Annotated in this window: 23 protein-coding genes and 1 pseudogene; 15 read left to right on the top strand and 9 right to left on the bottom strand. The window is 56.9% G+C overall.

Annotated elements, in window-relative coordinates; translation table 11 throughout:
- Positions 1-257: 257 nt before the first annotated feature.
- The 8 genes from ureG to ACR0DS_RS01145 are packed head-to-tail and all read right to left on the bottom strand — an operon-like array spanning position 258 to position 5,441.
- Positions 258-908: an urease accessory protein UreG gene (gene ureG / locus ACR0DS_RS01180; protein ID WP_480520392.1), complete on the bottom strand. Its 651-nt coding sequence runs from the start codon at positions 906-908 to the stop codon at positions 258-260.
- Positions 905-1,576, bottom strand: coding sequence for an urease accessory protein UreF (locus tag ACR0DS_RS01175; protein ID WP_245220424.1), 672 nt, complete (start codon positions 1,574-1,576; stop codon positions 905-907). The genes ureG and ACR0DS_RS01175 overlap by 4 nt, the downstream gene beginning before the upstream one ends.
- On the bottom strand, positions 1,542-1,994 hold the full coding sequence (ureE, locus tag ACR0DS_RS01170) for an urease accessory protein UreE (protein ID WP_480557437.1): 453 nt from the start codon (positions 1,992-1,994) through the stop codon (positions 1,542-1,544). Before ureE ends, ACR0DS_RS01175 begins: the two co-directional genes overlap by 35 nt.
- Before the next feature lie 18 nt (positions 1,995-2,012).
- The gene (gene ureC, locus ACR0DS_RS01165; protein WP_209504409.1) at positions 2,013-3,722 is read right to left on the bottom strand and encodes an urease subunit alpha; all 1,710 of its coding nucleotides are present in this window, start codon (positions 3,720-3,722) and stop codon (positions 2,013-2,015) included.
- The gene (locus tag ACR0DS_RS01160) at positions 3,722-4,027 is read right to left on the bottom strand and encodes an urease subunit beta (protein ID WP_209597619.1); all 306 of its coding nucleotides are present in this window, start codon (positions 4,025-4,027) and stop codon (positions 3,722-3,724) included. The genes ureC and ACR0DS_RS01160 overlap by 1 nt, the downstream gene beginning before the upstream one ends.
- Positions 4,024-4,185: a peptidase M23 gene (locus ACR0DS_RS01155; protein ID WP_209504407.1), complete on the bottom strand. Its 162-nt coding sequence runs from the start codon at positions 4,183-4,185 to the stop codon at positions 4,024-4,026. Before ACR0DS_RS01155 ends, ACR0DS_RS01160 begins: the two co-directional genes overlap by 4 nt.
- Before the next feature lie 16 nt (positions 4,186-4,201).
- Complete coding sequence (locus ACR0DS_RS01150) at positions 4,202-4,504, bottom strand: urease subunit gamma (RefSeq protein ID WP_209504406.1); 303 nt, start codon at positions 4,502-4,504, stop codon at positions 4,202-4,204.
- Between the two features lies 1 nt (position 4,505).
- Positions 4,506-5,441 carry an urease accessory protein UreD gene (locus ACR0DS_RS01145; RefSeq protein WP_480557435.1) on the bottom strand — a complete coding sequence of 312 codons (936 nt, stop codon included), beginning with the start codon at positions 5,439-5,441 and terminating at the stop codon, positions 4,506-4,508.
- A 281-nt stretch (positions 5,442-5,722) separates the two neighbouring features.
- Between ACR0DS_RS01145 and urtA the strand changes: the two genes are divergently transcribed.
- From urtA to urtE, 5 genes are read left to right on the top strand one after another with little or no spacing between them, the layout of a single operon-like run.
- A complete protein-coding gene (gene urtA / locus ACR0DS_RS01140; RefSeq protein WP_209504405.1) occupies positions 5,723-7,003 on the top strand; it encodes an urea ABC transporter substrate-binding protein in 1,281 nt (426 codons plus the stop codon).
- 60 nt (positions 7,004-7,063) lie between these two features.
- Positions 7,064-9,016 (top strand): urea ABC transporter permease subunit UrtB, encoded by a 1,953-nt coding sequence (gene urtB / locus ACR0DS_RS01135; RefSeq protein WP_480557433.1) that lies wholly within the window; start codon positions 7,064-7,066, stop codon positions 9,014-9,016.
- 3 nt (positions 9,017-9,019) lie between these two features.
- Positions 9,020-10,249, top strand: a complete 1,230-nt coding sequence (urtC, locus tag ACR0DS_RS01130; RefSeq protein WP_209504403.1) for an urea ABC transporter permease subunit UrtC — start codon at positions 9,020-9,022, stop codon at positions 10,247-10,249.
- Positions 10,246-10,986, top strand: coding sequence for an urea ABC transporter ATP-binding protein UrtD (gene urtD, locus ACR0DS_RS01125; protein ID WP_209504402.1), 741 nt, complete (start codon positions 10,246-10,248; stop codon positions 10,984-10,986). The genes urtC and urtD overlap by 4 nt, the downstream gene beginning before the upstream one ends.
- Positions 10,987-10,989: 3 nt before the next feature.
- Positions 10,990-11,685: an urea ABC transporter ATP-binding subunit UrtE gene (urtE, locus tag ACR0DS_RS01120; protein WP_209504401.1), complete on the top strand. Its 696-nt coding sequence runs from the start codon at positions 10,990-10,992 to the stop codon at positions 11,683-11,685.
- A gap of 129 nt (positions 11,686-11,814) precedes the next feature.
- On the opposite strand, the pseudogene ACR0DS_RS01115 reads toward urtE, so the two are convergent.
- Positions 11,815-12,750 (bottom strand): annotated as a pseudogene (locus ACR0DS_RS01115) (IS5 family transposase).
- A gap of 219 nt (positions 12,751-12,969) precedes the next feature.
- Here ACR0DS_RS01115 and ACR0DS_RS01110 point away from each other — a divergent pair.
- The 10 genes from ACR0DS_RS01110 to ACR0DS_RS01065 all read left to right on the top strand — a co-directional run bounded on the left by ACR0DS_RS01110 (position 12,970) and on the right by ACR0DS_RS01065 (position 23,458).
- Positions 12,970-14,289 carry an ABC transporter substrate-binding protein gene (locus ACR0DS_RS01110; RefSeq protein WP_209504400.1) on the top strand — a complete coding sequence of 440 codons (1,320 nt, stop codon included), beginning with the start codon at positions 12,970-12,972 and terminating at the stop codon, positions 14,287-14,289.
- A gap of 79 nt (positions 14,290-14,368) precedes the next feature.
- Entirely contained in the window at positions 14,369-15,316 is a 948-nt protein-coding gene (locus tag ACR0DS_RS01105; protein ID WP_480557431.1) for a carbohydrate ABC transporter permease, read from the top strand.
- Positions 15,313-16,251, top strand: a complete 939-nt coding sequence (locus tag ACR0DS_RS01100) for a carbohydrate ABC transporter permease (protein WP_010442361.1) — start codon at positions 15,313-15,315, stop codon at positions 16,249-16,251. The genes ACR0DS_RS01105 and ACR0DS_RS01100 overlap by 4 nt, the downstream gene beginning before the upstream one ends.
- Entirely contained in the window at positions 16,248-16,436 is a 189-nt protein-coding gene (locus ACR0DS_RS01095; RefSeq protein ID WP_209504399.1) for a hypothetical protein, read from the top strand. The genes ACR0DS_RS01100 and ACR0DS_RS01095 overlap by 4 nt, the downstream gene beginning before the upstream one ends.
- A 2-nt stretch (positions 16,437-16,438) precedes the next feature.
- The gene (locus tag ACR0DS_RS01090; protein ID WP_209597607.1) at positions 16,439-17,536 is read left to right on the top strand and encodes an ABC transporter ATP-binding protein; all 1,098 of its coding nucleotides are present in this window, start codon (positions 16,439-16,441) and stop codon (positions 17,534-17,536) included.
- A complete protein-coding gene (locus ACR0DS_RS01085; protein WP_480481744.1) occupies positions 17,529-18,521 on the top strand; it encodes an ABC transporter ATP-binding protein in 993 nt (330 codons plus the stop codon). Before ACR0DS_RS01090 ends, ACR0DS_RS01085 begins: the two co-directional genes overlap by 8 nt.
- Before the next feature lie 11 nt (positions 18,522-18,532).
- Positions 18,533-20,155: a dihydroxyacetone kinase subunit DhaK gene (locus ACR0DS_RS01080; RefSeq protein WP_480486159.1), complete on the top strand. Its 1,623-nt coding sequence runs from the start codon at positions 18,533-18,535 to the stop codon at positions 20,153-20,155.
- A gap of 7 nt (positions 20,156-20,162) precedes the next feature.
- Positions 20,163-21,221 carry a LacI family DNA-binding transcriptional regulator gene (locus ACR0DS_RS01075; RefSeq protein ID WP_480486158.1) on the top strand — a complete coding sequence of 353 codons (1,059 nt, stop codon included), beginning with the start codon at positions 20,163-20,165 and terminating at the stop codon, positions 21,219-21,221.
- Between the two features lie 27 nt (positions 21,222-21,248).
- Entirely contained in the window at positions 21,249-22,304 is a 1,056-nt protein-coding gene (locus ACR0DS_RS01070) for a sugar phosphate isomerase/epimerase family protein (RefSeq protein ID WP_480481740.1), read from the top strand.
- A complete protein-coding gene (locus ACR0DS_RS01065) occupies positions 22,304-23,458 on the top strand; it encodes a Gfo/Idh/MocA family protein (protein WP_209504393.1) in 1,155 nt (384 codons plus the stop codon). The genes ACR0DS_RS01070 and ACR0DS_RS01065 overlap by 1 nt, the downstream gene beginning before the upstream one ends.
- Positions 23,459-23,525 lie beyond the last annotated feature (67 nt).

The raw sequence follows: 23,525 nt of genomic DNA, 5'->3' as shown, positions 1-23,525 counted from the left end.
GAACACTGAGGCAAGGCGAAGACTGGTTGCAAGTACTGGTGGACCCTTCGAGCAACGAGACAAACGAGCTCTTTCGGAGACTTGCCGAAGATAACCCATTGATGACGATTGCGTTCATCCTCGGGGGGTGTCGGCACGACACCTTGCGGTGGAGCACTGTATCGGCGATCGGGCCGGTTCGCCGCGCCCAAGAACGAAATTGTGAGCGGACTACGAGCTACATGGTTCGGTCGTCATTCCGCCGTCAAAGGCACACGTCAACCGCCAGAAGCCTCTGCAACACATCCATCTGCAATTTTCAGACCCCCAATCTGCGCTAACAAACTGACGATCGCGTCAACGCCCGTTCGGTGGCGTAGGGCCGAAAACACGAAAGGTCGGCCCTTTCGAATTTGCGTGGCGTCGCGCTCCATCACTTCGAGCGACGCGCCGACATGGGGGGCGAGATCTGTTTTGTTGATGATCAGAATGTCCGATTTCGTTATCGCAGGACCGCCCTTGCGCGGAATTTCCTCACCCGCTGCAACGTCGATCACGTAGAGTGTCAGGTCCGCCAGTTCCGGGCTGAATGTGGCCGACAAATTGTCGCCGCCGCTTTCGATCAGAACTATATCCAAGCCGGGGTGACGGGCCTGCATCTCTGCCACGGCGGCCAGATTGATCGAGGCATCCTCGCGGATCGCGGTATGCGGGCAACCGCCGGTTTCGACACCGATAATCCGGTCCCGGGGCAGAATCTGCATCCGCATCAACGCTTCGGCATCCTCTTGCGTATAAATGTCGTTGGTGATGACACCAATCGAAAAGGCCTCGCCCAGGGCCTCTGCCAAAGCGGCAGTCAGGGTCGTTTTACCAGCGCCAACCGGGCCGCCGATACCAACGCGCAGGGGGCCGTTCATACTGCTCATGTTCGGAATATCCTTGAATATTGAGTTTCATGTTTCATCGACAAGATATCGGACAGGAATGCGGTTGAACCCAGTTCATCAAGGCCCGTGTGTTGTGCTGTTTCCGCAATCGAAGTGCAGAGCGGGGTCAGATCACGAATCAGCCGCTGAGCATCGGTCTGTCCCAAAGGGACAAGGCGGGTTGCGCAGGCCACAAGATTGCTCATGAAGGCCTGAAGGAACATCTGCGACACCAGCGGGCGCGGCAGATTCTGCATCCGCGCGGCACGGCCCACCGCGACCGGGTAGGTGAGGCGCCGCAGGTCGAGCCCCCAGATATCTCCGGTCACGGATCCGAAAGCCTGACCTAGAAGGTCGGATTCCATCAGCCGTTCCGACCCGGCGCAAAAGGCGCGGGCGGAGGCATCGATTCGGGCCAACGCGGCCCTGTCATCGGCGTTATACGCGGCCACAAGAAATAGCGCGTCATTCCAGCCCGAGCCATGTTGCAGTATCGTGGCGACCCAGTCGCCTGTCTGGTTTGCGCTGGCGACCCGGCCCAGTTCAATCGCTGCCTCCAGCCCGTGGGAATAGGCGAAGCCCCCAACCGGATAGGCGGGGGACAACCATTGGGTCAGTGTCAGGATGTCAGAGCTAGTGGGCGTGACCATGGGTCCTGCCGTGGCCATAGGCCCCGCCTTCGGGGGTGAAGGGTTCGACGACTTCGCGAATATCGGCCCCCAGTTTCATCAGCATGTCGCGAATGACGTGATCGCGCTGGATCAGCAGCCTGTCAGGTTCGATTTGGCAGGGTGTGTGCCGGTTGCCGATATGCCAGGCAAGGCGCAGCAGGTGGTCACCCTTTACCTCCAGCAGCTCTTCGGGGGCCGCGACGATTTCAATCTCACGACCGTCTTCCAATACCAGAACCCCGCCATGATCCAGCGATTTGGTGTTGGAGAGATCAACCAGAAACGCCTCGCCATCATCCGTGGCCAGCATCTTGCGGCGCAGGAAGCGGCCATCATAGTCCAGCGAGACCTGCGCATGAGCGGGTGCATGCGCATGGTCGTGGTAGATACGAGCGGTTTTGATCGCGGTGGTCATCTTGGTGCTCCTTGTATCTCAGAACATAAAGTATCGCTGCGCCATCGGCAGCACCTCGGCAGGTTGGCAGGTCAGCAATTCACCATCGGCGCGGACCTCGTAGGTTTCCGGGTCTACTTCGACATGGGGCGTCGCATCGTTTAGCGGCAAATTGCGTTTGCCAATCTCGCGTGTGTTCCGCACGGCGACTGTTTTCTTGGCCAGGCCTAGAGTTTCACCGATCCCGTCCGCCTGCGCTGCTGCCGAGACAAAGGTAATCGCCGAGTGCTCCACCGACCGCCCATAAGCCCCGAACATCGGACGGCTGTAAACAGGTTGCGGTGTCGGGATCGAGGCATTTGGGTCGCCCATCTGCGCGCAGGCAATTGTACCGCCCAGCAGAACCATCTCGGGTTTCACGCCGAAAAAGGCCGGGTTCCACAGGACAAGATCGGCGCGCTTGCCTACCTCGATGCTGCCGATTTCATGGCTCAGACCGTGGGCAATCGCCGGGTTGATGGTGTACTTGGCGATGTAACGGCGGACCCGCAGGTTGTCGTTTTCACCGGTTTCCTCGGTCAGACGCCCTCGCTGTTTCTTCATCTTGTCGGCGGTTTGCCATGTGCGGATCAGCACCTCTCCGACCCGGCCCATGGCCTGGCTGTCAGACGCGATGATCGAGAACGCACCCATGTCGTGCAGGATATCCTCGGCCGCGATGGTCTCGCACCGGATGCGGCTTTCGGCAAAGGCTACGTCCTCGGGGATGGACTTGTCGAGGTGATGGCAGACCATCAGCATATCCAGATGTTCCTCGACCGTGTTTACAGTGAAAGGTCGCGTCGGGTTGGTCGAGGAGGGAAGAACGTGATTCTCGCCACAAATCTTGATGATGTCAGGGGCATGGCCGCCACCTGCGCCTTCGGTGTGGAAGGCGTGGATGGTGCGTCCTTTCATGGCGGCGACAGTGTTTTCGACGAAACCGGATTCGTTCAGAGTATCGGTGTGGATCATCACCTGTACATCCATCGAATCGGCCACCGACAGGCAGCAGTCGATGGCGGCAGGGGTCGTGCCCCAATCCTCATGCAGTTTCAGAGCGCAGGCCCCGGCATTGACCTGTTCCTCGAGCGCAGCTGGCAATGAGGCGTTGCCCTTGCCCGCAAAGGCGAGGTTCATCGGGAAGGCATCCGCCGCCTGCAACATCCGTCCGATATGCCAGGGGCCGGGGGTGCAGGTGGTGGCCAGCGTGCCATGGGCCGGACCCGTGCCGCCGCCTAACATGGTGGTCAGGCCGGAATGCAGCGCGTCTTCGATCTGCTGAGGGCAAATGAAGTGGATATGGCTGTCGAACCCGCCTGCGGTCAGGATGCGCCCCTCGCCCGCGATGGCTTCGGTGCCGGGGCCGATGATAATGTCGACACCTGGCTGCGTGTCGGGGTTCCCCGCCTTGCCGATCCTGGCGATACGCCCGTCTTTCAGACCGACATCCGCCTTGTAGACACCCGAATGATCCACGATCAGCGCATTGGTGATGACTGTATCCACCGCCCCCTTGTCCCGTGTGACCTGAGACTGCCCCATCCCGTCGCGGATCACTTTCCCGCCGCCGAACTTGACCTCTTCGCCATAGATGGTCAGATCGCGTTCGACCTCGATGATCAGGTCGGTATCGGCCAGCCGCATTTTATCGCCGGTGGTGGGGCCGAACATGGCGGCATAGTCGGAGCGTTTGATTTTTGCTGGCATCACAACGCCCCCATGACCTTTTGATTGAACCCATAGACCTTGCGTGCGCCGCCGATCGGGATCAGCGAAACCTCGCGTTCCTGTCCCGGTTCGAACCGCACGGCGGTGCCGGGGGCGATGTCCAGACGCAGGCCATGGGCGGCAGCGCGGTCGAATTCCAGCGCCGGGTTGGTCTCGGCAAAATGATAGTGCGAGCCGACCTGAATCGGGCGGTCGCCAGTATTGGCGACCATCAGCGTCAACGGCTCGGCGCCCAGGTTGAACGTGATTTCGCCTTCAGCGGGGAAATGCTCGCCGGGGATCATTTGTTTAGCTTCACCATCAAGGCAACAGCAGCCAACGCGACAATCGCGAGGCCCACGGCCAGAGCGGCATAGTCCGTGCCATGCGCGTGGATATGCGTGCCGTTATGCGCGGCGGCGGGGCCAGCTAGGATCAGAACAGGGAAAAGCATGCGGGTCATATCAGTGTTCCTTTTTTTAGCGAATAGGGTTGTGAACGGTCACCAGCTTGGTGCCGTCGGGAAAGGTGGCCTCAACTTGAACCTCGTGAATCATCTCGGGGACGCCTTCCATGCATTGCGCGCGGGTGATCACCTCGGCCCCGGCTTGCATCATATCGGCGACCGACCGCCCGTCGCGTGCGCCTTCAACCACGGCGCTGGTGATAAGGGCAATCGCCTCGGGATGGTTCAGTTTGACACCACGGGCCAGTCGTTTACGGGCAACTTCAGCGGCCATGGCGACCAGCAGTTTGTCTTTTTCACGGGGAGTCAGGTTCATGTCAGATTGTCCAGCATCTTGGAAGCGAGTCGTTGTTCAGTCGCCGAAGCACGGGCATCAGACTTCGGCGCAGGGCATACCCGTTCTTGGCCAGCAGTCGGACGACCAGCAGGTCAGGTTGAAACAGGCTGGCCCCGGCGGTATCGGGCAGCATCTGGCGGATTGCCTTCAGATGCCCTTCGGCCCTGGGCGAGGCAAATGCGACTAAGGCCATCGCGCCCGCGCCATCTGCAATGTGCTGACGGGCCAGATGCGCGCTAAGGTCGCCGGTGAACCGGGTGGCGTCCAGAAACACCATCCTTTCGTTGCGCCGAATCTCGATCCGATCGCTGAGGCGGATATCCGTCAGAGTTTCACCCATCGCGGTACGACCAAAGATCAAAGGTTCAACCATAAGGGCCGAGGCATCCTCGGCCAAATCAATACGCAAGCGCCGGTTTAATGCGCTGCCACTGTACAGGATCGTCTCTTGCGGAAGCCAGTTCAGCCTTGCCTGCGGACCGGCGGTTAAAGTGTTGACGATGCGTGCGGCCTGACCGGGTTGTGCTTTGTATGCCCGCTCACAAGCCTGCGTGGTCACTGTCAGTTCGGTGCCCCGGCCTGCGCGGCCTGAAAACCGGAAATCATCACCGCCAGTAACACCACCAGCCGTGTTCAAAAGCACGGCGTCCAATTGGCTGCCGTGTCCGCGTGGGAAGAGACATTTGAACGAACCCGCCGGCCGCAAGCGATCAATCACACTGCGCCCGTGGAACAGTTTGGCCGACAGCGTAACCCGGCCTTCAGCGCGTGGCGGTCTCGCACGTGACGCCGACGATATGGGCGTGAATTGAGTGATGGCAGCGGCTTTCGCGTCATGAACGTTTGGCGCTTTTTCACCTTTGGGATGTCGAAACTCTATCGACAGGTGCAGATTTTCGACCAAGTCCCGTACCATAAGTGCAATTTTTAATCACGCATGCAGCATGTAGATCAAAAATCGGGCATATCAGTCCACTTTGCCAGAATGCTATGGGGCCAGATTTGCCTATTTCGCTGCAATGCAGAATCGATGTGGGGCCTGCCGGGCTAACGACCGCCGGGGGTGTGTGACGGCTGCGCGAATTGGACCTCGGACACAACCGCCACACGTAACGCAACATACAGTTGCGGGGATCAGGTAGTAGAAGACAGCGTGTCAACGCAAGGCTTCTGTGCCCGCCCCGCCAGGAGAATTACATGACATCTCTCAAATCCACGCTCTTCGGATCGGTTGTCTTTGCCGCCATGGCAACGGCCGCTCTGTCTGCTGAAGACACGATCAAAGTCGGCGTACTGCACTCGTTGTCAGGCACTATGGCGATTTCGGAAACCACGCTGAAAGACACGATGTTGATGCTGATCGACCAGCAGAACGCCAAAGGCGGCCTGCTGGGCAAGCAGCTTGAGGCAGTTGTGGTTGATCCTGCATCCGACTGGCCGCTGTTTGCGGAAAAAGCGCGTGAGCTACTGACCGTGCATGAGGTGGATGTGATCTTTGGCAATTGGACGTCCGTCAGCCGCAAATCGGTGCTGCCGGTGATTGAGGAACTGAACGGCCTTCTGTTTTATCCGGTGCAGTATGAGGGTGAAGAAAGCTCGAAAAACGTCTTCTATACCGGTGCCGCGCCGAACCAACAAGCGATCCCGGCGACCGACTATTTCCTCGACGAGCTTGGCGTTGAGAAATTCGCGCTGCTTGGCACAGACTATGTCTATCCCCGCACCACCAACAATATCCTCGAAAGCTATCTGAAGCAAAAGGGCATCGCGGACGGTGATATCTTCGTCAACTACACGCCCTTTGGCCATTCCGACTGGTCCAAGATCGTGGCGGATGTGGTTGCGCTGGGTGCGGATGGTAAGAAGGTCGGAGTGATCTCAACCATCAATGGCGACGCCAACATCGGCTTCTACAAGGAACTGGCTGCGGCTGGCGTCTCGGCGGATGACATTCCGGTCGTTGCGTTCTCGGTCGGAGAGGAAGAACTGTCGGGCCTGGATACAACCAACCTTGTGGGCCATCTGGCTGCTTGGAATTACTTTCAGTCGGCGGATACCGACGCCAACACTGAATTTGTTGAAACATGGAAAGCTACCATGGGCGAAGACCGGGTGACCAACGACCCGATGGAGGCACATTACATCGGTTTCAACATGTGGGTTAACGCCGCGACCGAGGCCGGTTCGACCGACGTAGATGCCGTGCGCGCCGCGATGTACGGGCAGGAATTCCCGAACCTGACCGGTGGAACCGCTGTCATGCTGCCGAACCACCATTTGGCCAAGCCGGTTCTGATCGGTGAGATTCAGGAAGACGGCCAGTTCGACATCATCAGCGAAACCGACGTTGTGCCGGGCGACGCCTGGACCGACTTCCTACCGGAATCGGCGGTGCTGGTATCGGATTGGAAAGAGCTGGGCTGCGGTATGTACAACACCGAGACCGAGACCTGCGTTCAGACCCTGTCGAACTACTAACCGACACGCAAGGTGGGTGTGATGCCCGCCTTGCCCCCAAAGACACTCGGGTTTCACCACATGTTACGACTTTTCCTTGCGGGCCTCGCAATTCTATGCGCCCACCTGACCGCCAACGCGCAAGAGGCCGGTCTGCAACCGATCCTGCAAGAGCATCAGGAGATCATCGCCAAAAGCTCACGCAAGACAATCGGGCCCGTGATTGATGCGATTGCCAGCAGCGGGTTGCCGCAAGCGCAGGTGATGCTTGAGACATGGGCCGCCAAGGACGTGTGGATGCGCAAGTCGGACGGCCTGTTCTTTGCAGGCAAAAAGGTCGAAGGCCGGTCGTATGAGCTTACCGATTTCGATACTGGCGAGGTCGTTGGTATTTTCGAGAAATCCAACCTGAAGCAGTTGAAGCCCAATAGCGGCATCCGCGCGATGATTGGCACGGCTCTGGTGCAGTACCAGCTAACAGATCCGGACCGCGCTCGGCGGCTGGCCGCTTTGCAATCCATCCAACGTGACCCCGAACGTGCTTTGCTGGAGCCCCTACGCGCGTCGATTGCCGATGAAGCTGATGCTGATCTGAAAGCTCACAAACAACGGCTCGAACGGTTGCTGACGATTGGATATGACGAAGATATCGCGGCGCGCGTGGCTGCGATTGAGCAGATGTCCGACGATCTGGGCGTGGACGTCCGTGGCGCATTAAATCCACTGATCGCGACGACGCGACAAGCAGCACCGGAACTTCCGTCTAATGTGAATATCGCCGCCGTTTTAGAACCGGGTTCGAGTGATTTGACGCGCGATGAGGCCTATGACTTGCTGGTCACTGGCAATCTGGCGCCCCCACGCTTGTCACGGGATGATATCCGGACAGCTCTTGCGGCCAATATTGACGGGGGTCGCGTTGGTGACATTCCGCTTGCGCAACTGAATACAGATGAAACGCGCGCTCGGGCATATGTAGCCTTGGCAGAGGCAAGGGTCGTTCCCGCCTTGGTAACCGAGGCCGACATAAACACGGCGCTGGCTGAACATGTGTTCATTGATACCTACACGGAACCCTCGCCCGAAGTGACCGCAGCTGCAGTGCAGGCACTTGAACAGATCGAGCTGAAGGTCGGCCTGAACCAGACGCTCGACCTGACACTGGACGCGATCTCATTGGCGTCGATCTATTTCTTGGCAGCCATCGGTCTGGCGATCACCTTCGGCGTGATGGGTGTGATCAACATGGCTCATGGTGAGTTCATCATGATGGGCGCCTATACCGGATACGTGGTGCAGCAGTTCATCCCCGACCACACGCTGTCGATAATCGTCGCCATCCCGATGGCCTTTGCCGTTACCTTCGCGATGGGCGTCGCGATGGAGCGGCTAGTTATCCGCTGGCTCTATGCCCGTCCGCTTGAGACGCTGCTGGCGACCTTTGGCATCTCAATCGCACTGCAACAGCTGGCCAAGAACATTTTTGGCACGCAGGCCCGCCCGCTGACCGCGCCCGGCTGGCTGGATGGGGCGTGGGTGCTGAACGATGTGGTTTCGATCAGTTATATCCGCATCGCGATCTTTGTGCTGGCGACGATCTTTTTGGGACTGTTCCTCTACATTATGAAGCGCACGCGGCTTGGGCTTGAGATGCGCGCGGTGACACAGAACCCACGCATGGCCGGGTCGATGGGTATCAATCCGGGGCGGGTGAATATGCTGACCTTCGGCTTGGGCTCGGGCATCGCCGGGATTGCCGGGGTTGCGATTGGTCTGTTCGCAAAGGTCACGTCCGATCTGGGCAGCGACTATATCGTGCAAAGCTTCATGACCGTGGTTGTTGGCGGCGTCGGAAACATCTGGGGCGCGCTGGCAGGTGCGGGCATGATCGGCTTCCTGCAAAAGGGGATCGAGTGGATGAACCCCTCGAACACCCTCGCCGCGCAAACATACATGATCATCTTCATCATCATTTTCATCCAGTTCCGGCCAAGGGGCATCATTGCCCTCAAAGGTCGTGCGGCGGGGGATTGAGCCATGGAACGCAGCTTTGTCGCCAAAAACCCATCGGTACTGGTCTTTCTGGCCATCCTCTCCCTGTTCACGTTGGGCGTCACCGTCCTGTCCGAAGGGTTCGGGATTGGCGTGATCTCGACCAGCTTTGTCAAAACGCTGGGCAAGACCCTGTGCCTTTGCCTGATCGCTGTGGCCATGGATTTGGTCTGGGGATTTACGGGCATCCTGTCCCTCGGCCATTTCGCGTTCTTCGGGCTGGGCGGCTACATGATCGGCATGTGGCTGATGTATGAACGTACCCGCCTGATCGTGGTGGAGTCGCTCTCCCAAGCCGACATTCCGCCAACATCGGCCGAGGTCGTGGATGCCATCGGCACGCAAATCTTCGGCGTCGTCGGATCGTCCGAATTCCCGCTGATCTGGGCCTTTTCGGACAGCCTGTTCCTGCAACTGGCGCTGGTCGTGCTGGTGCCGGGCCTTCTGGCACTGATCTTTGGTTGGCTGGCGTTCCGCAGCCGGGTCACGGGTGTCTACCTGTCGATCCTGACCCAAGCCATGACATTGGCACTGGCGCTGTACCTGTTCCAGAACGACAGCGGTATGCGTGGCAACAACGGCCTGTCGGGCCTGCAGAACCTGCCGGGCGTCACGGCCTCGCAGGACTTGGTGTCAATCTGGTTCCTCTGGGCCTCAGCGCTGGCCCTGGGGCTGGGCTACATGCTGGCGGCATGGATCGTGGCGGGCAAGTTCGGCTCGGTTATCCGCGGCATCCGCGATAATGAGGCGCGAGTGCGGTTCCTTGGCTATTCGGTCGAGAATTACAAGCTGGCTGTCTTCACATTGACCGCCTGCATCGCCGCCATCGCGGGCGCGCTGTATTATCCGCAGGCGGGGATCATCAACCCCGAGGAGATGGCCCCCATTGCCTCGATATATCTTGCCGTCTGGGTCGCCATCGGCGGGCGTGGTCGCCTGTATGGAGCGGTCATCGGCGCGGCGTTTGTCAGCCTGCTCAGCACATGGTTCACAGGTGGACAAGCGCCGGACATCCCACTTGGGTTCTACACGATCAAATGGGTCGACTGGTGGCAGGTGCTGCTGGGCGTCTCATTCGTGCTGGTAACCCTGTTCGCACCAAAGGGTATTGGAGGGCTATTCGACCTCTGGACCAACCACCGCGCGCCGCAACGCTACGGTGCCCCGCTTGGACCCGATGAAAGCGCATTGCGCGAAATGGAGGCCTTGGAATGAGCACTCTGCTGGAGGTCAGCGGCGTTTCAGTCACCTTCGACGGGTTCCGCGCCATCAACAACCTGTCCTTCCAGATTGGCAAGGCCGAGCTTCGCGCGGTTATCGGGCCGAACGGGGCAGGTAAAACGACCTTCATGGATATTGTCACCGGCAAGACCCGGCCTGACGAGGGCCGGGTAACCTGGGGTGAGAAATCCGTTTCCCTGTTGCGAATGAGCGAGGCCAAGATCGCGCAAGCCGGCATCGGGCGTAAGTTCCAGAAACCCACCGTGTTCGAGGACCAGACCGTGCAGGAAAACCTGCTGATGGCGTTGAAGAATAAACGGGGCTGGCTGGGTGTGCTGTTCTATCGCCCTTCGACGGATCATCTGGAGAAGGTCGAGGAACTGGCCGCTGAGATTGGCCTGTATGGCGAACTGCTCCGCAAATCCGGCGAACTAAGCCACGGACAAAAGCAATGGTTGGAAATCGGGATGCTACTGGCGCAGGAACCACGTCTGTTGCTAGTGGACGAACCCGCCGCCGGGATGACCTCGCAAGAACGCGAACACACAACCGACCTGCTGGTACAGGCCGCCAAGACCCGCGCCGTCGTGGTTGTGGAACATGACATGGAGTTCGTCCGCCGCCTGAATTGTCGGGTCACGGTTCTGCATGAAGGCTCGGTTCTGGCCGAAGGTTCGCTGGATCATGTCACATCAAATCAGGATGTCATCGACGTTTATCTGGGGCGCTAAACAATGCTGAAACTGACCGATCTGACCCTGCATTACGGGCACTCGCAAATCCTCAACTGTATCTCGTTGGAGGCCGCGCGAGGAGAGGTGACTTGCGTGATGGGCACCAATGGTGTGGGCAAGACCAGCCTGATCAAGGCGATCTCGGGCACGCATCCGCGCTCGGGCGGCGATCTGATGCTGAATGACGAGGCCCTGCCGCCTCTGCCAGCCCATCGCATGGCGTGGAAAGGCGTGGCCTATGTGCCGCAGGGGCGCGAGATTTTCCCGTTGCTGACTGTGCGCGAAAATCTGGAAACCGGTTTTGCCTGCCTGTCAGCAAGCGAACATTTCGTTCCGGACGAGATCTTCGATATGTTCCCGGTGCTGAAGAAAATGCAGAACCGGCGCGGGGGTGATCTGTCGGGTGGCCAGCAACAGCAACTTGCCATCGCCCGGGCGCTGATCGCCAAGCCTCAACTTTTGCTGCTGGACGAACCAACCGAAGGCATTCAGCCCAACATCATCCAGCAGATCGGCGAAGTAATTCGTCACCTCCGAACCAAAGGAGAGATGGCCATCATTCTGGTCGAGCAGTATTTCGATTTCGCCTATGATCTTGCCGACAAGTTCATCGTCCTGCGGCGCGGCGCGGTCCTGATGCAAGGCACGCGGGACGAGCTATCGCGGGAACAGGTTCTGCAAGGCGTAACGGTTTGACATTCATAAAGGAACCAGCCTATTGAGCGGCGAGAAGCTTCAGGGTTTAAGGGGCGCAATTTAGCACTCCAGCTAGGCTTTGTTGCGCGAAGAGCCTGAAGCCCGGACTTCCCTTTTCCCCGGACGTACTTATCCTGTGGGCTCTGTGACCGGTATGCCGAGCGCGGTGTAGCTGTTCAGGACGGCTGCACGGATTGGGAGTTCGGCGACTGGACGCTCGAAGTCGCGCGCCATGAGGCTCTGCCCCAACAGCTTCACGCAGTGCATCTTCGTTTCGGCGCGACTGCGGCGGTGGTATCCGCTCCAATTTCGCCGGATGGCACGGCCAAGGTATTTCGAGGCGCACAGCGCCTCGTTACGGGCGATAGCGCCTGCTGTCGATGGCTTTCGCGGTTTTGCGTTCTTGCGCGGCGGGATAACGGCGTGGGCACCCCGGTTTGCGATGGCATCGTGGCATTTGCGCGTGTCATACGCCCCGTCTGCGGTGACCGAGGCGATCTCGACATCGACCGGGATCTGGCTGAGTAGTTCAGGCAGCATGGGCGCATCACCGATGTTGTTACCGGTGATTTCGATGGCGCGGATCTCCAGCGTCTGTTCGTCAACGCCGATGTGGATCTTGCGCCAGAGACGGCGTTTCGCGCGGCCATGCTTGCGGGCATGCCATTCGCCTTGGCCCTCCGCCTTGAAGCCGGCGCTGTCGATCAGAAGGTTCAGGGAACCTTGCTAGCCGCGATAGGGTATGGAAACCGCCAGGGTCTTCTGGCGCCTGCTCAGCGTGCTGAAATCCGGCACCGACCAGTCGAGGCCGACCAGGCGCAGCAGGCTCTCCACGAAGTCCGTGGTCTGCCTGAGGGCCATGCCGAAGAGGACCTTCATCGTCGTCAGGCATGTCTGAATCGCAGCGCCGCTATACTGCGGCTACCGGCCTTGCTTACCGGTCGGCGGTGGTACCCAAACCATGTCCGGATCAAATCAGATCGCCAGGGAGCCACGTTGCTTGAGGGCTTCATTGTAGGCTGGCCAGTTCTTGGTCTTGTAGCTCGGCGGGATAGGTCTGCTCATGCAGTCCAGCTACCACGCTGGATTCACAAGATGAATCCCTCACCCAACCTTTGCGCAACAAAGCCAATCAACAGCTAAAAGAATATCTGACGGCCTCTTCTGACAGTTTGAGGTACGAACCTCAAAAAAATCTGGACATGAGGTGCGTACCTCAAATAGCCTTGGAAGTATGCCGCGATTCGCACATCCTCGATTGACGGCGCAAAAAGGGAGGAATGGATGACTTACACAAAACTGGCCTCGGCCAGCGCAATAGTCCTTGCCGCTACTACTCTTTCTACCAAGGCAAATGCTGAAGATCTGACGCTATGTTGGGCTGCATGGGACCCGGCCAACGCGCTTGTCGAACTATCAAAAGAATTCGAAGCAGAATCCGGCCACACGATGAACTTCGAATTTGTTCCCTGGCCAAATTTTGCGGACCGGATGCTGAATGAGCTGAATTCCGGTGGTAAGCTCTGCGATCTGCTTATTGGTGACAGCCAATGGATCGGCGGTGGCGCTGAAAATGGCCACTATGTCAAACTGAACGACTTCTTCGATGCTGAAGGCATCAGCATGGACGATTTCGCGCCGGCCACTGTCTACGCCTATTCAACTTGGCCCAAGGGCACACCCAATTACTATGCCCTGCCTGCGATGGGCGATGCGAATGGCTGGTTCTATCGCAAGGACTGGTTCGAAAATCCTGAAATCCAAGCCGCATACAAAGAAGCAACTGGTCAGGATTTACGTGAGCCTGAATCTCAGAAAGAACTATTACAGATCGCCCAGTTCTTTCAGGGTCGTGAGATCGACGGCAAGACAGTCTACGGCGCAGCTATCTTTACCGAGCGCGGCTCGGAAGGGATCACCATGGGTGTGACCGGAGCACTGTATCCTTGGGGCTTTAAATACGAAAACACCCCGGGCTCATATGACATGGAAGGCGCCGTAAACTCACCCGAAGCGGTAGAGGCGCTGGAATTCTATAAGGAATTCTACGAAACGGCGACGCCTCCGGGATATACCAACTCTTACATGGGTGAGAGCTTGGACGCCTTCAAGTCCGGTCAGGTCGCCATGGCCATGAACTGGTTTGCGTTCTTCCCAGGTCTCTATGCTGACCCCAATACCGGCGGTGACAAGATCGACTTCTTTGTGAACCCACCGCAAAATCAGGCAGGTTCGACGCTGGGCGGACAAGGTATCTCTGTTGTCAGCTACTCTGACAAACAGGACGCTGCACTTGAGTACATCAAGTGGTTCGCACAGCCTGAAGTGCAGGCCAAGTGGTGGGAGCTAGGCGGCTACTCGGCGCATAACTCAGTGCTGGAAGATCCTGGTTTCGTGGACAGCCAACCGTTTGCCGGTGACTTCCTGGAAGCAATGGCTGGGGTTCAGGATTTCTGGCAAGAGCCTGCCTATGCAGAACTCCTGCTGGCCATGCAGAAACGCATCCACGACTACGTCGTTGCTGATCAAGGTACAGCTCAAGAAGCTCTTAATCTTTTGATCGAAGATTGGACTGAAGTCTTCGAAGACGAAGGCAAGCTGTAGTCCGGACACAGGCAGGAGCGGGCGCAATCCCGCTCCACCTTCACCCGTGAGTCCTAAACCAACAAGAACTGGCAAAGAGATGTCTGACCGGACCGTAGATCGCGTTGCCCAGGCAACGCCCGAGCGAGTTGCGCGAAAAATCCGAGGGTTATCCGACCGCGCGATCGCCTGGATATTCATCTCCCCGACGATTTTTCTATTGCTGGCGATCAACATCTTTCCGTTGATCTGGACCATCCAACTGAGCTTTACCAACTACAAGGCCAACCGGATCGGGCGCGAAGTCAAAGATGTCGGGCTCAGGAATTTCGAGCGTATTCTGACAGACTCGGACACCTGGCTAAATATGCAGGCGACGGCGCACTTCCTGTTCTGGACGATCTTTTTCCAGGTCTTGATCGGGTTTACTTTGGCCTGGTTGATCAACAAGAAATTCAAGGGCAACGATCTTTGGACCACGATCATCGTGCTGCCGATGATGCTGTCTCCTGCAGTCGTCGGGAACTTCTGGAAGTTCCTGTATCAACCTCAAATCGGGCTGTTTAACTACATCGTGTCATGGTTCACAGGCAAAGATCCATCGAGCTTTGAAATGCTGGGATCCGTTACTTTGGCCCCTTGGGCGATCGTTATTGTCGACACCTGGATGTGGACCCCCTTCGTGATGCTAATCTGTCTGGCCGGGCTGCGCAGCATTCCCGATTACATCTACGAGGCGGCTGAGATCGACAGGGCCAGCAAGCTGCGGCAGTTCTTTACGATCACCATCCCGATGGTCCTGCCGTTCCTGATGCTTGCCGTGCTGTTTCGAGGGATCGAGAACTTCAAGATGTTCGACCTGGTGGTTCAGCTAACCGGCGGAGGGCCCGGTTCTGTAACGGAACTCACCTCAATCAATCTCAAGCGGGAGGCGTTTGAGAAGTGGCGTACGGGCTACGCCTCGGCCTATGCGATCATCCTTTTCGTCACCGTGTTCGGCCTTGCGTCGATCTACGTCAAAGCCTTGAACAAGGTGAAACAGAGATGAGCAGTTTTTCCGTAACCGAACCTTCGAACCGTTCCAAGTGGATCGCCGGTTTTCTGGTCATCACTTATGCGCTGATCACAATGATCCCGCTGGTTTGGATTTTACTGACAGGTTTCAAGTCTCCAGCCGATGCGATCAGCTACCCACCCAAAGTGGTCTTTGACCCAACGCTTGAAGGGTATGTAAATCTCTTCACCACGCGCACGCGGCAGACGCAGGAGTTTTTGGAAGCGAACCCGCCGCAGAACTGGGCCGATGAGATCGTCCGCCAATACGACATGGTGATTGTCGGGCCATCAAAGTTTGGCGAGCGCTTTATGAATTCGGTTATCATCGGATTTGGCTCGACGTTCTTGAGTATCTTCCTTGGTACGCTGGCCGCCTATGCGTTCAGCAGGTTCAAGGTCCCGCTCAAGGACGACCTTTTGTTCTTTATCCTGAGTACAAGGATGATGCCACCGGTCGCTGTCGCCATCCCAATCTTCCTGATGTTCAGAAACCTTGGATTAAGCGACACGCATCTGGGGATGATCCTGCTGTATACGGGCGTGAATATTTCCTTGGCGGTCTGGTTGCTAAAAGGCTTCATCGACGAAATCCCAAGAGAGTACGAAGAAGCCGCGCTCATAGATGGCTACACGAGGTTTCAGGCGTTTTACAAAGTGGTGCTGCCGCAAGCCGCGACCGGCATAGCCTCAACAGCTATCTTTTGCCTGATCTTCGCCTGGAATGAGTACGCGTTTGCCGTGCTGCTGACATCCGCGAACGCGCAGACTGCACCACCGTTCATCCCAACCATTATCGGTATTGGCGGCCTGGACTGGCCTGCAGTGGCGGCAGGTGCCACGATCTTCCTGATCCCTGTCATGATTTTCACCATCCTGATGCGCAAACACCTGCTGCGTGGGATCACATTCGGAGCCGTGCGCAAATGAGCGAGTTTCTTACCGGATTGATGCGTTTTCGCCGGGGCCCATGGGAGATGATCGCGACCATCCTCATCGCTCTGGGTGTCTTCATGCTTATGCAGCCCTTTGTCCTTTGGGCCTTCACATATTCTTTCATCGTCACGCTGATCGGAACCGTCATGTTCATCATCGTCAGCCATTTCCCGGAGTAGAAATGGCCCAGATCGTAGTTAAAAACGTAAAGAAGATGTTCGGCGATTTCACGGCTGTCCGCGAAAGCTCGTTCACGATTGAGGACGGTGAGTTCTTCATGTTGCTAGGGCCATCCGGCTGCGGAAAGACGACGACGCTGCGGATGATCGCAGGCTTGGAACTTCCGACGTCGGGTGAAATCTACCTGGACGGCGAGGAGATCAGCCAGCGCCCCCCATCGGAGCGAGACATTGCCTTCGTGTTCCAGATGTTTGCGCTGTATCCGCACATGAACGTGCGAAAAAATATCAGCTACCCCCTGATATCGCAGGGCATGCCGCGTGCTGCTGTCAAAGCCAAAGTAGAAGAAGTCGCGGGAATTCTGGGGATCAAGGACATCCTCGATAGCCCGGTAGGTGGGTTGTCAGGCGGCGATAGGCAGCGCGTGGCGCTTGGACGCGCGATTGTTCGCGAACCCAAGGCGTTCATGATGGACGAACCTCTTGGTGCCCTGGATGCCGAATTTCGTGAGCACATGGCCGAAGAACTGCGCGCGCTTCATGATCGCATGGGGGCGACCACTGTTTACGTCACACATGATCAGCTGGAAGCCATGCAAATGGGGGACAAGATCGTGGTGATGAACAACGCTGTGATCGAGCAATTCGGCACACCTCAGGAAATCTACGACAAACCAGCTACGATGTTCGTTGCAGATTTTATCGGGTCTCCTTCGATGAACTTCCTGCCGTTTCAGGGAAAGGTCGCGCCTGGCTCGGAAACGGTGCGACTGAATGGTCACGACGAAGCCGTACCCACACTGTTGGAAGGGGCGGAAGGTGACTTGGTTTTCGGTGTTCGCCCTGAGCATGTTTTTCTGTCGGATGCCAGCGCCTACCGAGCCAAGGTCTTGGCCGCAGAATATCTTGGAACCACCCAGATCGTGACGCTGCAAAGCCCGAACGGAGAGCTGAAAGCCCGCATTGATGCGCGCGAAACCGTTAACCCCGGCGAGACGGTTGGCTTGAAGTTCCGCTCATCCGCAGTGACCCTTTTCGAAAATTCTACCGGACGCGCGTTGAGGTCCGCTCTGAACGACGAGGTACTAAGCAATGGCTGAAGTCGTTCTGGAAAACATTTCGAAGTCATTCGGCGAAATCAAAGCGGTGGATGATATCTCAATGACGATCCCCAACGGTGCCTTTGTGGTTTTGTTGGGTCCGACGGGCGCGGGAAAAACAACGACGCTGAGATTGATATCCGGGCTTGAGAAACTGGATTCCGGAACGGTGCGCATTGCCGGGCGTGACGTTGGGATAGATACACCTGCCCAGCGTGATGTGGCGATGGTCTTCCAGCAATACTCGCTGTACCCCCATATGACGGTGCGTGAGAACCTGTCCTTCCCTCTGAGGTCACCGATCCTGAAGACGCCAGAGGATGAGATCGCCAGGAAGGTCAACGCAGTCTCGGAGATCCTGCAGATCCCGCACAAGCTGGACAACAAAGCCACTGAACTGTCTGGCGGCGAAATGCAGCGCGTTTCAATTGGACGGGCACTGGTGCGCGATCCCCAGATTTTCCTGATGGACGAACCGCTCAGCTCTTTGGACGCCAAGCTTCGGGCGGATTTGCGGGTCGAACTGAAAAGGATTCAGGCCGATCTGGGATCAACCTTGCTTTACGTGACCCACGATCAGGTCGAAGCCATGACAATGGCTACGCATATCGGCGTTTTAGAGAACGGCCGGTTGGTTCAATACGGGACACCCCGGGATATCTACGAAAACCCGGGCAGTGTTTACGTTGCCAGCAGGTTGGGTCTGCCGCGAATCAACATCCTGCCGTCCGAGTTGTTCGGAGGCGATCACAAAGGACCACAGATTGGTCTTCGCCCGGAAAACATCATTGAAGGCGAGGGCAGTGAAGCGCGTGTCATACGTGCCGAACATCTGGGCGACCAAACACGGCTGCACCTGGACCTGAATGGCCACCCGGTTGTCACCCTGATTGATGTTCATCAGGATTACCCCTCTGGAAAAATTATAAAAATTCGCCCCCATAACCCGTTGTATTTTGACGCGTCTGGCGCGCGCGTGAATTAAGGAGCAAAAGCATGGCCCAGTTCCTCAACACAAAAGAAACCCTGGTAACCGAGGCGATAGATGGCCTTTTGGCTTCCTCAGGCGGGCAGCTTACACGGCTGGACGGATACCCGCATATCAAGGTTGTCTACCGGTCGGATTGGGACAAGTCGAAAGTCGCCTTGGTTTCTGGCGGAGGGTCTGGTCACGAGCCCGCCCATGCAGGTTTCGTTGGCGCCGGTATGTTGACAGCCGCGGTCTGCGGCGAAGTTTTCGCCTCACCCTCGGTCGAGGCAGTTCTGGCGGGCATTCTTGCGGTCACGGGTGAGGCCGGGTGCCTGCTTATCGTCAAAAATTACACCGGTGATCGATTGAATTTTGGACTGGCGGCTGAACGCGCCCGTGCATTGGGCCGCAAAGTAGAGATGGTCGTAGTTGATGATGACATCGCCTTGCCCGACCTTCCGCAACCACGTGGCGTGGCAGGTACGTTATTGGTGCACAAAATTGCCGGAGCGCTTGCTGAAGGGGGTGCCGATCTGGACACCGTTACCAAAGCAGCAAGAAGTACCATAGCAAAGGTTGTCAGCATCGGAATGAGCTTGGACACCTGCACTGTTCCGGGCTCTCCAAAAGAAGACCGGATTGCCCCTGGCAAAGCGGAACTCGGCTTGGGCATCCACGGCGAGCCCGGTGTACAACAAGTCGAATTCTCAAATGCTGTATCGGCCATGTCCACAGTGGTGGCGAAACTAAAGCAAAGGGTGAGTTCAGGGGATTGTGTGGCGCTGGTCAACAACCTCGGCTCTACAACTCCGCTAGAAATGGCTGTCCTCACGCATGCGTTGTCTGAAACTGGTATTGCCCAGCATATCATTGGCCCGGCCCCCATGATGACTTCGCTGGATATGCACGGGTTTTCGGTTTCCATTCTGCCTGTGGATCAGGACGAATTGTCAGCTCTTGAAGCACCCGTTGATCTGGCCGCATGGCCCGGCGTCAATTCCATTGACCCGATCAAAGTAGCCCCGTTGCCTGATGGCCTGACTCCAATCGATCCAATCCCTTCGAACAATCCCACCACAAGGGAAACGATCACCCGGTTGTCTGAACTGCTCATTAACGCAGAGAAGAACCTGAACGAGCTGGACGCGAAATCCGGAGATGGCGATACAGGAAGCACATTGGCCACTGCCGCAAGAGCATTGCAAGGTAGCCTTGACCACATGCCGCTTGCTGATCTGACACAATTGTTCCCGGCATTGGGCAATGAATTGAGCCAGACTATGGGTGGTTCTTCCGGGGTGATACTCGCAATCTTCTTCAACGCAGCCGGAGATGCTTGTGCGAGCGGCGCGTCTGTCCCGAAATCCTTGATCGAAGGTCTGAATAGGGTCAGCCAGGTTGGGGGGGCCAAGGTCGGCGACAGAACGATGATTGACGCTCTGGCACCCGCACTTGCCGCTCTCCCGTTTGGCCTAACCGATGCGGCCAAGGCTGCTCGCGAAGGCGCGGACAACACGGCAAAAATTCGTCGTGCGAAGGCGGGTCGTGCAGCTTATGTTCCCGAAGAAAATCTAGTTGGACATAACGATCCGGGGGCTGAGGCGGTTGCCTTGTTATTTGAAGGCTTGGCGCGGGAGATTGAGGACTGAAGAACACGTGGAAAACCAAAAACAAAAACTAGAATTGGTGAAAAAGCCAACCGTCAACGACATCGCGCGCGTTGCGGGTGTCAGTCTGGCGACTGTTGACCGGGTCTTGAACAGGCGCCCCGGCGTGCGGGCAGTGACCGTGCAGAAAGTCCAAAAGGCGATTGATGAGCTGGGATATGTGCGCGATACGGCCGCGGCCAACCTAGCGCGAAACCGAGTTTACAACTTCCTCTTTGTTTTACCCGACACGGACAACGAGTTTGTTGAGGCAATCAGCAGTCGGATCGCAGAACAATCCCGTGACCAATTTATCGAGCGGACCCGCATTGCGATAAAGAAGGTCGCTCCGTTCGAGCCGCAAGAAATCGTCTACATTCTGGATGCTGTCGCCAGTTCGGATGTTGATGGCGTTGCCGTTTTCGGGCCTGAAACGCCTTCTGTCCGCGACGCCGTAAAAAGGCTCAGGGACAAAGGCGTTCCGGTGGTTGCGTTGGTGTCTGACTTGCCGAGTTCTGAGCGAGACCACTTTGTAGGAATTGATAACGTTTCGGCAGGGCGAACCGCAGCTCAGCTGATGGGACGATTTGTGCATCGTGACGGCAAGGTTTTGGTACTTACAGGATCCCGTTTGGCACGTGACCACCTAGAGCGCCGTCAAGGCTTTGATCTAGTTGTAGCTGAGGAATTTCCACACCTCGAAGTCGTAGCGTCTGTCGAGGGCCGGGATGACCCGGATCTGATTTACAAGATGATGCCCGAGATCTTTGAAACCTACCCGGATCTGGTTGGAATTTATTCCTCCGCAGCAGGCAATGCAGGACTGATTCAATTTCTTTCAGAAAACAAGCTCAGCAAAGATCTGGTGATCATAGCTCATGAGCTTACTCCGCTTAGTCGTGAGGCGCTTACGCTCGGTACATTTGACGCTCTTATCTCGCAAGACACTGGGCACATTGTTCGTTCAGCCGTCCGTCTGCTGCGTGCAACTTCAGACAAAGTGCCATTCAACAAAGCCCAGGAACGTATCCGTATCGACATCTATCTGAAGGAAAATTTACCGCCATAGAGACTCAGGTTTTGGGGAGGAAATTCAATGAAGACAATCAAAGGTCCAGCTTTGTTTCTTGCACAATTTGCCGGGGACGAAGCGCCGTTCAATTCGTGGGGCGCGATCACTAAATGGGCGGCTGACTGTGGATACAATGGCGTTCAGGTTCCCAGTTGGGATGGCCGGTTGTTCGACCTCGAACAGGCCGCATCCAGCGTCGGTTACTGCGATGAGTTCAAAGGCAAGGCCCAAGAAAATGGCGTCGAAGTCACCGAGCTTTCAACGCATCTTCAGGGTCAGCTTGTTGCCGTTCACCCAGCCTATGACAGTGCGTTTGATGGCTTTGCAGCGGAAAGCGTCAGAGGAAACCCTAAAGCCCGTCAAGAATGGGCCGTAGACCAGGTCAACAAAGCGCTATCCGCTTCGAAAAATTTAGGCATTTCGGCACATGCGACATTCTCAGGCGCGTTGGCATGGCCATATGTCTATCCTTGGCCGCAGCGCCCTGCCGGTTTGATTGAAACGGCATTTGATGAGCTTGCGCGCCGTTGGGTGCCCATCCTGAATCACGCCGATGAATGCGGTGTCGATGTCTGCTACGAAATTCACCCCGGAGAGGACCTCCACGATGGTGTGACCTACGAGATGTTTCTGGAAAGGACGGGAAATCACCCACGGGCCTGCATGCTATACGACCCGTCGCACTACGTGCTACAATGCCTCGACTATCTGGACAACATCGACATCTACAAAGATCGAATTCGGATGTTCCATGTCAAAGATGCCGAGTTCAACCCGACCGGGCGGCAAGGTGTTTATTCCGGGTATCAAAGCTGGGTCAATCGGGCCGGGCGGTTCCGCTCACTGGGCGATGGTCAGGTGGATTTCGGTGCAGTTTTCTCAAAAATGGCCGCGAATGACTTTGATGGCTGGGCTGTGGTCGAATGGGAATGCTGCCTCAAACACCCCGAGGATGGAGCGCGTGAAGGTGCTCAATTTGTGTCAGATCACATCATCCGTGTGACCGAGAAAGCCTTTGATGATTTCGCCGACGGTGGCGCTGACGAAGCCGCCAATCGTAAAATGCTGGGGATTGAGTGATGGTCACAGGACGCAGTGAAGAAACCTCAGGACGCATTCGGCTTGGCATGGTTGGCGGCGGAAACGACGCCTTCATAGGGGGTGTTCATCGCATCGCCGCGCGATTGGACGACAAGTTCGAGCTGGTTGCCGGTGCTTTGTCTTCGACGCCAGAGAAATCTCTTGAAAGTGGTCAGGCATTGGGGCTCGAACGGGTCTATGAAGACTTCAAACAAATGGCGATTAGGGAAGCCCGACTGAAATCTGGGATCGAGGCAGTCTCAATTGTCACGCCAAATCACGTTCATTATGCAGCCGCACGTGAGTTCCTGAAACGCGGTATTCATGTAATTTGTGACAAGCCACTCACCTCGACCCTTGCCGATGCGAAAAAGCTGGTCAAAGCAACAGAAAGTGCGAATGCCCTATTCATTTTGACCCACAATTACACAGGCTATCCAATGGTTCGGCAGGCGCGTGAAATGGTTGCCAACGGCGACATTGGCAAGATCCGCGTGGTTCAGGTTGAATACCCGCAGGATTGGCTGACCGAGCAGCAGGATTTCAAACAGGCGGAATGGCGAACCGATCCCGAACGCTCGGGCGCGGGTGGATCAACCGGTGACATCGGAACTCATGCATACAACCTTGCCTGCTTCGTGACCGGGCTAAAAGCGGAAAGCCTTGCGGCAGACTTGCAGGCCTTTGTGCTGGGGCGCAAAGTCGATGACAACGCCCACGTCTTACTTCGCTTCAAAGGCGGAGCGCGCGGTATGCTGTGGTCTTCTCAGGTGGCTCCCGGCAACGAAAACGCACTTCGTTTGCGCGTCTATGGCGAAAAAGGCGGGTTGGAGTGGGCTCAGGAAGATCCCAATTACCTGTGGTTCACGCCATACAACGAACCAAAGCGTCTAATCACACGAAATGGAGCTAGTGCTGCTGATGCAGCCAACCGGTTGAGTAGAGTTCCTCCGGGACATCCCGAGGGATATCTTGAGGGGTTCGCGAATATCTATGGAGAGGCTGCTGAAGCGATCCAAGCTTTCCGAAATGGTATTTCACCTGACGCTTCGGTTGTTTATCCAACAGTCTATGACGGGCTCAATGGCGTTAAATTTGTGGCCGCGTGCGTGCAAAGCTCTTCAAGGAATGCGGCTTGGATCGACTTAGCTTAGAATCTGGTTGTGGGCATAGGGCAGAAGGGGGTTGTCACGTTAACTTGCCGTTTAATGAAAGTGTCGC

It is taken from the genome of Ruegeria sp. AF5 (assembly GCF_056541905.1).
The sequence above is the reverse complement of the archived record's forward strand: the minus strand, read 5'-3'. Positions and strand labels throughout refer to the sequence as shown.